Source organism: Bacillus yunxiaonensis (assembly GCF_037104695.1).
Lineage (GTDB): Bacteria > Bacillota > Bacilli > Bacillales > Bacillaceae_G > Bacillus_A > Bacillus_A yunxiaonensis.
This window is the reverse complement of the sequence record NZ_JBAWSV010000011.1, coordinates 1-12,668: the sequence shown is the minus strand read 5'-3', so window position 1 is coordinate 12,668 and position 12,668 is coordinate 1. Positions and strand designations below refer to the sequence as shown.

Annotated in this window: 11 protein-coding genes; 6 read left to right on the top strand and 5 right to left on the bottom strand. The window is 32.2% G+C overall.

Going from position 1 to position 12,668, the window contains the following annotated elements:
- Positions 1-133 precede the first annotated feature (133 nt).
- Positions 134-712, top strand: a complete 579-nt coding sequence (locus WAX78_RS22525; RefSeq protein ID WP_336484281.1) for a DUF2087 domain-containing protein — start codon at positions 134-136, stop codon at positions 710-712.
- An 85-nt stretch (positions 713-797) separates the two neighbouring features.
- A complete protein-coding gene (locus WAX78_RS22520) occupies positions 798-959 on the top strand; it encodes a hypothetical protein (protein ID WP_336484280.1) in 162 nt (53 codons plus the stop codon).
- A gap of 345 nt (positions 960-1,304) precedes the next feature.
- Here the strand turns inward: WAX78_RS22520 and WAX78_RS22515 are convergent, their stop codons facing one another.
- The gene (locus tag WAX78_RS22515; RefSeq protein ID WP_336484279.1) at positions 1,305-2,294 is read right to left on the bottom strand and encodes a ketoacyl-ACP synthase III; all 990 of its coding nucleotides are present in this window, start codon (positions 2,292-2,294) and stop codon (positions 1,305-1,307) included.
- A 477-nt stretch (positions 2,295-2,771) separates the two neighbouring features.
- On the opposite strand from WAX78_RS22515, the gene WAX78_RS22510 reads away from it, so the two are divergent.
- Positions 2,772-3,104: an ArsR/SmtB family transcription factor gene (locus WAX78_RS22510; protein ID WP_336484278.1), complete on the top strand. Its 333-nt coding sequence runs from the start codon at positions 2,772-2,774 to the stop codon at positions 3,102-3,104.
- Between the two features lie 23 nt (positions 3,105-3,127).
- Positions 3,128-3,712 carry an SCO family protein gene (locus WAX78_RS22505; RefSeq protein ID WP_336484277.1) on the top strand — a complete coding sequence of 195 codons (585 nt, stop codon included), beginning with the start codon at positions 3,128-3,130 and terminating at the stop codon, positions 3,710-3,712.
- A 249-nt stretch (positions 3,713-3,961) separates the two neighbouring features.
- On the opposite strand, the gene WAX78_RS22500 is transcribed toward WAX78_RS22505, so the two are convergent.
- From WAX78_RS22500 to WAX78_RS22490, 3 genes are all read right to left on the bottom strand, one after another.
- A complete protein-coding gene (locus tag WAX78_RS22500; RefSeq protein ID WP_336484276.1) occupies positions 3,962-6,178 on the bottom strand; it encodes a transglycosylase domain-containing protein in 2,217 nt (738 codons plus the stop codon).
- A gap of 94 nt (positions 6,179-6,272) precedes the next feature.
- Positions 6,273-6,497 (bottom strand): hypothetical protein, encoded by a 225-nt coding sequence (locus tag WAX78_RS22495; RefSeq protein ID WP_336484275.1) that lies wholly within the window; start codon positions 6,495-6,497, stop codon positions 6,273-6,275.
- 543 nt (positions 6,498-7,040) lie between these two features.
- Positions 7,041-7,295 (bottom strand): hypothetical protein, encoded by a 255-nt coding sequence (locus WAX78_RS22490; protein WP_336484274.1) that lies wholly within the window; start codon positions 7,293-7,295, stop codon positions 7,041-7,043.
- Between the two features lie 90 nt (positions 7,296-7,385).
- Between WAX78_RS22490 and WAX78_RS22485 the strand changes: the two genes are divergently transcribed.
- Together WAX78_RS22485 and WAX78_RS22480 are read left to right on the top strand one after the other, a co-directional pair.
- Complete coding sequence (locus tag WAX78_RS22485; RefSeq protein ID WP_336484273.1) at positions 7,386-8,099, top strand: LytR/AlgR family response regulator transcription factor; 714 nt, start codon at positions 7,386-7,388, stop codon at positions 8,097-8,099.
- Positions 8,100-8,260: 161 nt separating this feature from the next.
- Positions 8,261-9,412 carry a sensor histidine kinase gene (locus WAX78_RS22480; RefSeq protein ID WP_336484272.1) on the top strand — a complete coding sequence of 384 codons (1,152 nt, stop codon included), beginning with the start codon at positions 8,261-8,263 and terminating at the stop codon, positions 9,410-9,412.
- A 292-nt stretch (positions 9,413-9,704) separates the two neighbouring features.
- On the opposite strand, the gene WAX78_RS22475 is transcribed toward WAX78_RS22480, so the two are convergent.
- The coding region (locus tag WAX78_RS22475; RefSeq protein WP_336484271.1) for a non-ribosomal peptide synthetase at positions 9,705-12,668 on the bottom strand (2,964 nt) is incomplete at its 5' end.

Genomic DNA, 12,668 nt, shown 5'->3' with positions numbered 1-12,668 from the left:
AAGACATTACACCATCATTTAATCTCCCCGGAATAATCTTACTATTTCGAATAAAAACCATTTAACTACTTGAATATAAAAAGTGATTCAGTTATCATCTAATTAGATAACAATCGAAGTAGGTGAATTCTAAATGCAATTAAACAAAGTTGTTGATTTTCATAAGGCGTTAGGTGATCTTACACGGGTTCGTATTATTGCCTTGCTCCAACAAGGTCCTTTGAGCGGACAAGAGATTGCTGGGAAGTTAGGGCTCAAGCCACCAACGATTACACACCATATCACGAAGCTGCGAGAGGTTGGACTTATAAAAGAACGCCGTGATAAAAATACTATCTATTTTTCCCTTAATACAAAAATATTAGAAATGAATGCTAAGGCTATTTTTACTGTAGGAACAGGAGGTGATTCAAACATGGAAATGTCGGTTACTGAAAAGGAACGTTCAGCTATTATCAATAATTTCTTCACAAAAGATGGAAAGCTGAAAAACTATCCTGCACAACGAAAGAAAAAACTTGTCGTACTTTCGCATATGATCAAAGGGTTAGAATTCGGGAAAGTTTATCAAGAGAAAGAAATCAATGAATATTTAAAGCAGTTTCATGAGGATTATGCAACATTAAGACGTGAACTTATTATGTGTCAATATATGTACCGAGAAAATAATCAATATGAGTTAAACCCCGTTGAGCTATGGTGGTTGAAGTAAAGGGTGTCACCCGACGCCCTTATTTTTTCGCCCAACTAATTAGACTATCATAAAATTAGATAAGTATAAAATAAGGAGGATAGATATGAATATTTCATTTATAAATGAAGAAAAACAATATCGGAAGTTATTTCTAGCTGGGATTGTTAATGGCATTGGAGATCGATTTAGTTCTGTGGCTGTGTTAGCGATGCTACTGCATTTATATCCGGAATTTGCAATGCATGCTTTGATACCATTCTTATGAAGGAAATCACTGAGCAGCACCAAGGGGTAATTTCCGGAATATTGGCAACAACCCTAAACACTGTATTAGGAATATCTATGTTAATTTCTGGATCCGCGCTGCAATACCTTACTCCACGTTCTTTAGGCTTGATTGGGGGTATCACCTATATTCTTATTGCCATTTCCTTAATTGTAATCATTTCAACGAAATCATATTGGAAGAGAGGTACCATTTGAGAGGTACCTCTTTTCTTGTAAGGACTTTCTCCTATTTATCAAAAATAAAAAAGCCCTTATCTTTTACAAATCTAAGGGCTTTTCATACAATAAAATACGTTTATGTTACTACTGGATACATTATCCCCTATTCCTTTGTTAAATGCCACTTAATGATATGTCCAGCATGCGTAAGACCTCCCCCAAACCCATAGAGTAAAAGAGTATCCCCATTTTTCAGCTTTCCTTCGTTCATACCTATATCTAATGCTAATGGAATGGAGACAGAGGAAGTATTCCCCATGTATTCTACACTCGTTAATGTTTTATCCAGTGGGAAACCTGATCTTTCACATATAGATTCAATCATCCGTAAATTAGCACTATGCGGAACAAACCAGTTCACTTCATCCAGTTGTAACTCTGCTTGATATAACAATTCTTTAATACCAATTGGTAGCGTCCGTGCTGCCCACTTATATACTTCTCCTCCGTTTTGAACCATCTTTCCATGTGTTCTCAAATGGTTTCCAAACATGGTAGTAGATAAATTCGTACGATATACATGCATGCCTCCTTCCCCATTTGTCCCAATATGGGTAGCTATAAAACTAGACAATTCTTCATCTTTCTCGACTAAGACAGCTGCAGCTGCATCTCCAAATAAGATACATGTAGTTCGATCTGTATAATCTGTAACTTTAGATAAGGTTTCTGTCGTTATAACTAAAATCTTGCGATGAAGACCAGATGTAATCAAACCATTCGCCAGATGTAATCCATATGTAAAACCAGCACAAGTTGCATTGAGATCAACAGCACCTGTATGTTGAATATTAAAATACTCTTGTATTTGGCAAGCTACACTTGGAAAAGCGTAGTCAGGCGTAGTTGTTGAAACCAGAATACAATCCACATCGACAAGATTTTTATGATAACGTTCCACTAAATTTTCAACGGCTTTAAAAGCTAATGTAGAAGCATATTCGTTATCACCAGCAATTCTTCTTTCCTTCATACCAGTTCTTTGTATAATCCATGCATCATTTGTATCCACTATTTTTTCTAAATCATCATTGGTCAGTTTTTTTTCAGGTACATAGGTACCAATAGCTGTAATTCTTGCTTTTGATTGCATTAATTTATCCCCCTTACTGTTTTTACACCCGTATTTATAATCAGATATTAGTACCAAGTATTAAATTTGTCAATATTCAAACATAAAAATTGTGGAAATTTAATAACTAAATTTTCTGGTTATGGTATAGAGATACTCAAGTTCAATACTCAACAAATTAAAGAAATTATTGCACATCGTCCCCCCCTTTTATAAATAGAAAAACCTTTTTCGTTTAAAATCCCATCTATGTCTAGCCATTTGTAGTCAGGAACAAAACTTGTTAACCATATACATTTCTCTTACTCTGCTGTGATCGTCAAAAATTACTTCTCTTCCATGTGTTTGTATTACTCTTAGCTGGATTTCTACTTCCCCTCGCGAATTAAGCGTTTCAATTCAAATCCAAAAATAGGTTTAGTAAAACATTTTTCAGACTTTTTTAAAATATTTTGACAAACATATTAGTAATGACTAATATGAATGGAGTGAATACAATTGTGCAATACAAATGATTTAGATATAAAAGCCAAATTTATTCGTGGTTTTGCTGATAAAACGAGGCTTCAAATTCTCCAGTGTAGGATGGATGGGGAAAAAACGGTATCTGAAATTGTAGAAATAATCAATGGGAATCTATCAAATATACCCCAACATCTGAACTTTCTAAAAGGATGTGGCATTATCCTTGGAAAACAAGAAGGAAAGTACATCTACGATTCTTTACGAAATACACAAATCGAACAGTTACTCAAGATGTTTGATGTTGTATTTCATGAAGTACAGAACAAGGTAGCATCATGTGATAAATACGAAACAAGTAATCTATAAGGAAGAAATGAAAGGAGATACATATGAAAAAGATTCGTAACATCACACTACTGATGATTGTCAGCATAATCGTATTTTTAAGTGCATGTGGAGAAAAAAAATTGGAAAACTCATTGAACTGGAAAGTAGAGAAGTTTTCGTATACTGATCAAAACGGAAAACCTTTTGGTCTTTCGGACTTAAAAGGAAAAGTATGGATAGCAGACTTTATTTTCACAAGTTGTGAAACGGTTTGTCCACCTATGACAGCCAATATGACAAAACTTAAAAATATGTTGAAAGAAGAAGGAATCAAAGATGTAGAATTTGTTTCATTCAGTGTAGACCCTACTGTGGACAAGCCAGAAAAAATGAAAGAGTTTATGAGACGCTATGATACCGATATGTCTAATTGGCACTTTCTAACAAACTATACACAAGAAGAAATCACTGCTTTTGCCAAGAATAGCTTTCAAGCATTTGTAGATAAACCAGCAAGTACAACACAAGTCATTCACGGAACAAAACTCTATCTTGTAGATAAAAACAGAACTGTCGTAAAGAGCTACTCAGCCCTTACCAATACACCGTATGAAGAGATTATTCAAGATATTAAAACGATTCGTTAATCGATAATAAAAACCAAATGTAGATAAAGAGGAATATACTGGAATTAATAAAAAATAACTGAAGAAACGGAATATTATATAGCATATCAAAAAAGGAATCATAATATTGATTCCTTTTTTGATAGTTTTATTGACATTGATGTGTACGATATACTATAAAGTTATTTCCCTATTTGATGTAGCATTTATTATTACAAGTTTAGAAATCTATACACTTCATGACTAAGTTATCCTATTTCCGTACTTACCTTAGTCATGCTTATGTTCATGCTTATGTTCATGTTTATCTTTTTTATCTTTATTTTTTTTATCTTTGTCTTTTTTTTCTTTATCTCCATCATGACCTGAGTTTTCATTATTATTTCCTTCACTATCGTCCTGTCCCGGATTTTGAGCTTCCGGTGAAACAACTGCGGATGGCGCCACGGAGGGAGCTGCTACTGGTGGAACAACGTCAGGACTAACCCCATTAATGTACAGCTCATTATTCATTGAATATACGCTGCTCGGCTGTTGGAATCTGAATGTGCCTGTTCCAAATGTTTGCATCATTGCTTTAAAAATAAGGTGTGAGATTTTTGTTGTATCTCCGAGCATATAATTACCTGGGCCATTTTTCGCATAGCCAGTCCAAACAGCCATCGTATATTGTGGTGTATAACCGGCAAACCAACTATCATTTGTCGCTTTAGATGGATAGCCGAACTGACTGAGTGTCTTATCGTCAAAGTTTGTTGTTCCCGTTTTCCCTGCAATATCAAGATCTGGTACATTAGCTGCTGTACCTGTTCCGTTAGAAGCAGTCACTACACCACGAAGCATATCGGTAATCATATAAGCCGTATAGTCATGCATAACGCGTTTACCTTTCGACTGAAAACTTATTTCTTTACCGTCTGGGAAAACAACTTTTGTAACGAAATGCGGTTTTGTATACACACCATCGTTTGCAAATGCACCATATGCTCCTGCCATTTCAAGAGGAGACACAAGGTTACTTCCAATTGCGTAAGACTCATAAACCTGATTACCGGAAAACGTAATTCCGAGTGATTGGGCAAACTCTTTTGCTTTATTCAAACCAACTTCCTGTAATGTCTTCAAAGCTGGAATATTACGGGACTCTACTAAAGCGTTTCGTATAGACATAGGACCTTTATAATCCGTATAAGCGTTTCGAATAGGTTTTCCATTTGAGTAATGATACTGTTCGTCCACAAGTTGGTGGTACGTTGACCATTTTAAATTTTCAATCGCCGGACCATAATCAAAGATTGGTTTAAACGTCGAACCTGGTTGACGGTTTATATCAATAGCGAAATTATTTCCTCGAAATGTTGCTTTGTATTCATTACGGCCACTTCCAATAGCACGCACTTCACCCGTTTTCGAATCCATAAACGTAAAAGCGGCCTGGAAACGGTCGTTCGGATAACTCACAATATCTTGCGTATTCATGATTTTATCGGCATATTGCTGCGCTTTCGGGTCAAGTGTCATATAAATTTGAAGACCATCCGTACCGATATTGACGTCTTTCAACCCGTCTTCAACTTCTTTTGTTGCAGCATCCAAAAACGCTTCATAAGGCATACCTTCTTGATTGGTTTTCGGAACAATACCTTTCGTTACCGGAACTTTCATTGCATCCTGCATTTGTTGCTCTGTGATATAACCTTGTCTATGCATAGAACTTAAGACAAGGTTACGGCGCTTTGTCGCTGCTTCTTCATTTTCAGGTTTAGACGGATCGTAGTTATTTGGACTTTGTGGTAGTCCTGCTAACATAGCAGCCTGCGGAAGCGTCAATTTTTTCAAATCATTCGCTTCAATACCGTAGTAATTTTTCGCTGCAGCAGCAACTCCGTAAGAGCGGTTTCCAAGATTAATTTTGTTCAAGTACATTGTTAAAATATCTTGTTTGGAATATTTTTGCTCCAGCTTATACGCCAAGTACCATTCCTGTATTTTTCGTTTTAACGTTTTTTCAGGAGACAAAAATGAGTTTTTAATAACTTGCTGTGTAATGGTACTTCCGCCCTGAGATCCAAAGTTCCCAGTTAAGTTTTCAAAAATTGCTTTACCAGTTCGCTTTATGTCTATCCCATGATGTTCATAAAAATGAGAATCTTCTGTAGCAATAAATGCTTGTTCCAACACTTTTGGAACTTGATCATAAGTAATTTTTGTTCGTTTTTCCTTTCCATATTCATAGATAAATTTTCCGTCTTTATCATAAAACTTCGTCGATAGTGGGTCCTCCAATTTCGAGGCCTCTATTTTAGGAGCGTCTTTAATCATAGAAAAGAACATAACAACTCCTGCTCCTACTATACTGAGGCCAATCAGCAAACAGACAAGTAAGACTTTTTTCAAAAATGAGCCTTTTTTGGAGGACTTTCCACTTTCTGTTTGTTTTTTCTTTATTTGTTTTCGTTCCTCACGAGAACGATACGTTTCTGTCATTATTCTTCTCTCCTGCGTTTCGTCTACTTATGAAAATTGCAAACTATGTTAAGTAAGCCCCTTTGTTAGCTTACTATCTTCTAAATTATGAGTATTATATTTGACCTAACACTTTCTCATCTATAACACGTATATAACGTACTAAATAAGAATTTATTATATAATCTCCTTCGTCACTTTTCGCAATAAAAAATTTGTCATGTTTCACCTTTTCTAAGACTTCTTGTATAACCTCTTCCCTTTTAGCATCTAATCCTTTTATTATTTTTTCTTTTTTAATATCATTATCCAAAGTATAGCAAACAGTAAATTCCTTCAAGTTGAATCTCCCTTTCTAGTACGGCTTCCATTGCTTTAAGTAGAAGCGAACTTCTATTTATGCAGACCATTATAGGCGTAAAATTTATATACAACATACACACTTAGTTATCGCTCAATTTTATTTTTCATAGGCTTCATACAAGAAATAAGCTCCCTTATCGCTTCCTTCCATCTATACTTATTTCGCAAGGAACCTTATTTTTAAGGGGGTCATAAGAGTTTTTTCAGAAAAAAACTCTTATGAATTCCCAAATAATGTAGTTTATCCCACTACTTTAGGGCAGTAAGACTCCCACCTCAAGGTTTTGAGAAAACAAAGAAGATAGGCGGGAGATAACTGCTGGCATGCGCCCGATTGGTGAGAGATTTCCATCAGTGAGGGATGAAGCCCCTCCACTGATAGAAGTTTCACTTTATCTCCTGGATAAAAAAGATGCTGGATATGTATTGAGGCTGCTGTAACAATTTTTTTATCCATATACAGAAAATTAAAAGCAGATAATCACCTAATATACAGTAGGCGGTTATCTGCTTTTTTCTTTTAATAGACTTTTTCAGTTCCCGGAATCCCCCTGAAAGTAATTGTGCCGTTTTCATCCTTACAATTTTCCATTTGAATCGTATGGACTTCTTTTAAACGGCCTTGTTCATCTCCTACGAGTTTCTTCGTTTGAATGCAATATACGCGCAGGTCTTCATCAAACTTCTCCTTCGCTTCCTCATACGCATACTCCTCTACTGTAAATGTAAACGAAAACTCAGGCCACGGATTGTCGTACGCACGCTCTTCCAGCAAATACAGATGTTTGGTATAATTTAGAATGTAATATATATAATTACATTTTATAAACTGGCTATATTTAATAAATTCAAAAGAGGAGATAGTATGAATATTAGTATTGTAGATGATAACAAAAATATTCTAGATCAAGAACTTAATTTATTAAAATCCATACTTAGTAAAGAGAGCATCATTTCTGAAATAACCACTTTTACCTCGGGAGATTCTTTCTTGTTTGCTCTAGAAGACAAGATGTTTGATTTAATACTTCTAGATATAGAAATGCCAGATATAACTGGAATAGACATAGCAAAAATTATAAGAAAGAAAAATAAAAATTCATTAATTATTTTTATAACATCGCATTTAGAATTCGCTATTGATTCTTATGAATTAAATATTTTTCGGTATATTCCAAAAAGTAGAATGGAGGAAAAGTTGCCTCTCGCTCTTAAAGATGCTATTAAAATAATAAACTTACAAAACAAAAACTGTTATACTATTCAAACTAAAACAAGGTTTCAAAAAATACCTTTGAATAGCATCTTATACATATATAAAGATGGGAAAAATTCAGTTTTTGTCACTGAGGATGATTCAATTAAAGTGAGGAAGCCCTTGGCTGCAGTTTTTTCAGAAATTAATTGTAAAGAATTTTTTTACATCGATAAGGGAGTTATCGTTAATTTACTACATATAATAAAGATCAAAGATAATATGGCTGTTTTAAAAAATAATGAAATTTTATCAGTAAGTAGAAATCATATTAATGAATTAAAGTCTAACATTCATATGTTTTGGGAAGAGAATTTGCTATGATATTTTGGGAGTTAGATTATTTAACTTCAATTTTTTCAATTATAATTGGTTACAGGGTATTAAATTTATTATTACCAATTCGATTTAACAATAAACAAACAATTAGATATGAAATTTGTTTCTCTGTTCTTTTATCATTGATTATTTGCATTCTGAATATTGTGGAATTACCGGTTTTATTAACACTTTTGTTTTGTATTATTTATTTTACAGTTACTTCAATATTTTTATATAGTACTAAAATGAAATTCATATTTTCTTTCGTATCTTTTTATTTTTCTACAATTTTATTATGTAATAGCCTTGCATTTGTTATTACGTATGCAATAACTAATTATAATGGTTGGAATACATATAATCACTCAACGAGTTATATATTTATTATTTACATAATCAGGATTACAGAAATAATAATTTTATATCTCTTTTATAAAATTATTTTAAGAAAATATGATGTAGACGCTATTTTTAAAAAGTACAAATACTTCTTATCGATTGCTATTTTAGGCTTGGCTACAGCTTATTTTGTTACAAAAAAGTCATTTATTTATATGAATCAAGGTATCGTATCAAGTTGGATTGCATTTATTATTTTAGGAATATTAACATTGTTTTTAATTATATTATTTTTCACTAATTATGAAAAAGAAGAAGAAAAGAAAATAATCGAGTTCAAAAATAAGATGTTACAAGAAGATTTTGTTAAAATGCGTGAACTTTATGAGAATAATGCTAAAACTTATCATGATTTAAATAATCATATGACAATTTTATATAAATTAATTAAAGGCGGTAAAAGTGAACAAGCGTTGGATTACATCAATAATATATCAAAACCCATATTGAGTAATTATGGACAAAATGTTTTTACTAACAATACCATTGTAGATTTTGTAATCAACAATAAGCTGGAAATAATTAAAGAAGAAAAAATTCAAAATACTATTGAGGTAGAAATTCCCCAAAAGCTGAAAATAGCTGATAATGACATTGTAGCTATACTTTCTAATCTTATTGATAATGCGATCGAAGCATGTCAACATATTGAACAGTTTGATGAACGTTGGATAAAGATTACAATAAAAAAAATTAATGAAATGATTTTTTTGAAAATAGAAAACAGTATTTCAATTGAACCAAAGCTTTTAAATAATCACTTTTTAACTACCAAGAAAGATAAAAAATTTCATGGATGGGGTTTAAAAAGTGTAACATCTATAGTAAATAAGTATGAAGGCTATATTAGGTATGAATATACAAACAAGTCATTTAATGTAGTAATATCTTTGTCAGATATTGATAAGCTAAATTAAATGTTAAATGAAAATAGCTAAATTGTGACTCATAAAAAGTTGCTTCCAATTTCTTATTTTTGTTTGTATGGTTACTTACAATTATACAGAACGAGGCGTTTTTTTGTACGTAAAAAGAGGGCTGCCCATAAATCGGTTTCACCGATTTATGGGACAGCCCCTTTGTAATAACACTATAATTACTTATGTTGAGTAGCATAAATAGTAATCAATATAGAATCCCTAAACCTATTATAATTAATTTAAAAACAAAATATTTTGCGATTTAACTTCCCATTCATCAAAAATAATTTTATAGTTCCTCAGTAAAAGAAGATAATGGAACATAATATTCTTCCTCAGTTTCCTCTCCAACACTTAATCTTTCAGCTACTTTTTCAATAGTTTCTAACTGAAAGAGTTCCTGCAATGTGATACGAATTTTAGTTTTCATCTCTATCATATTAACTAATCGAATTGCTTTAAGAGAATTTCCACCCATATCAATAAAACTATCTTTCACGCTAAGATGACAAATGTTTAATACATCCTGGAAAATATCAAGTGTAATTTGTTCCCATTCATTTTTAGGTAATACCTGTTGTTCTTTTCCTTTGAATTCCGGTACTGGTAAAGCTCTAGAATCAATCTTCCCATTAATAGTTACTGGTAATTCTTTAAGACGGATGAAATATTGTGGAATCATGTATTCCGGTAATTCCTCTCGAAGAAAGCTCTTAATTTCTTCCTCATTTATGTCTTCATCTTGAATTAAATAAGCACATAAATAATCAAAACCATTATCATTTCTTAGTAAAATTGTTGCATTCTGTATACTGTTTAATTTTTTTAATCGATTTTCAATTTCCTCAAGCTCTATTCTAAACCCATTTAACTTAACTTGTTTGTCAATTCTTCCTAGATAAATTAAATTGCCTTCATTATCCCATTTTACTAAATCACCAGTTTTATAGAATCGTTCACCATTGATATCTTTATCAATTAAAAATTTATCTTCGCTCAGTTTATTGTTATTTAAATATCCCCGAGCTAATCCTGGTCCCCCGATATATAGTTCTCCTGGAATACCTATTCCACAAATCATATTATCCGATTTAACTACTGCAGATGTATTAGTAATAGGTTTACCAATTGGTATTTTTTTATCGAAATCAATACTATTATCAATTGGATAGAATAAGGAAAATGTTGTTGCTTCGGTCGGACCATATACATTGTATAGTTTTAAAGATTCCTTTTTGTTTTCCATTAATCTCTTTACATGTTTATTAGAAGTAGCTTCTCCGCCAAAATAAAGCTGCTTCAATGAATTAAATACTGTTGGATCAATTTCTACATATTGATTAAATAACGCGGTTGTGATAAACATTGTATTTATTTGTTTTGATAATATATTTTCTTTAAGCAATTCAATATTAGATAAAACCTCTTTATCAGCAATATGCACATATCCACCATTTAATAGTGAACCCCAAATTTCGAAATGAGATGCATCAAATGATAATGAACCTGTCTGGAGTATTGAAACACCAGAAAAATCAGCATAATTAGTATCTTTTACTAACCTAATTATACTTTTATGTTCAATCATAGTTCCTTTAGGATGACCTGTTGTTCCAGAAGTGTAAATTACACAGGCTATATCATTCGGATTCATATCTACTAATTGGTATACGTTCTCCTCAATCGTTGTATAGTCTAGTTTATTTATATTGATCATTAAAACCGAATCATCAATATAATTAGCTAATCTATCATCCTGAACTAAAACAATCTTTAATCCACTATCACTGATAAGATAATTAATTCTATTTGGCGGATAATCTGGATCTATTGGTAAATATGCATAACCGGCTTTTAAAATAGCTAACATTGAAACCACTGTATTTATATTTCTTTCAACAACCAATCCAATATAGTCATTACCTTTTTCTGAATCATTTAGTAACTTGCTAGCTAATCGATTGGCTAATTGCTCTAGTTCTAAATATGTCATTTCATTATTATCATCACTTAATGCGATTTTATAAGGTGCTATCCTAACTTGTTGTTCAAATAATTCCAGAATAGTATGTTGAACGTTAGAAATTTCGTTACATTTACTAAACGAGTCTATAATTTGTTTGATTTCATCTTTGGATGAAATTTGAATATTTGATACTGGAATAGATGGATCTTGAAGTACTTGTTCTACAATGTTTAATAATTGAGAGAGTAATTTTTTTGATATATTTTCATCATAACAATTAGCATTAGTCATCAGTTTTAATTGTAATTGTTCACTCTGATAACCTACTAAAGTCATATCATAATTAGTTTGCTCTCTATTATTTTTTAATTCAAATTTCAATTTATTATCTTTATCCTGCTCCGTTTTATAATAATTCTCGAAAACAACTGCAGATTTAACTAGATCTTTTCCTAAGTTCGTACATTCTGTTTGAATTTCAGCTAATGAATAGTGATCATATTCATTACTTGAAAGGGCCTGTTTTTGCATTTCCTTAAGCAAATCATTAAATTGGCTCTTCTGCTCGGTAACTACTCGAACAGGAATAGTGTTTATGAAAAGCCCAATTGTAGATTCGATATTATTTATTTCAACATCTCTTCCTGAAACAACTTTTCCAAAAACTACGTCTCTTTGTCCTATATGTTTTTGAAGTAATACTCCCCAGATTGTTTCAAGGAATGTATTCATTGTAACACCAGTAGTACGGCAAAGTTTTTCTAGTTGTGCTGTTGTTTCGATGCTAAGTGATGTTTCAGAAATAATGATTTCTTCTGATTCTAACTTGCAATTAGAATTTATTTCAATTTGAGCATTTGTATCATATCCATTTAATAATTCTGACCAATATTTAAACCCTTCTTCTTTCTCAGTGAACTTAATAGTTCGAATATATTCTTCATAGTCATAACGACTATGAAGTTCTTTACTGATTTCACGCTTTGAAATACCAGATTCTAACTTAGAATAGAATTGACTTAAGTCATTCATTAAAATCGACATACACCAGCCGTCAATTACAATGTGATGGAAGCTAATTACCAATTGAGGCGATTCATTTTCTAAGTGAATGAAAGCTACACGAATTAAACTATCGTTTTCTAAATCAAAACCTCTTCGAACATCCTCTTTTAAGAAGGCTTCCTTTTCCTTTTCTTGATTTTTTGACTGAGAAAGATCTATTTCATTAAATTCAATAGCTCTTCCCTTTAACATCACTTGTCTTGGTTCACTTACATTCTGATA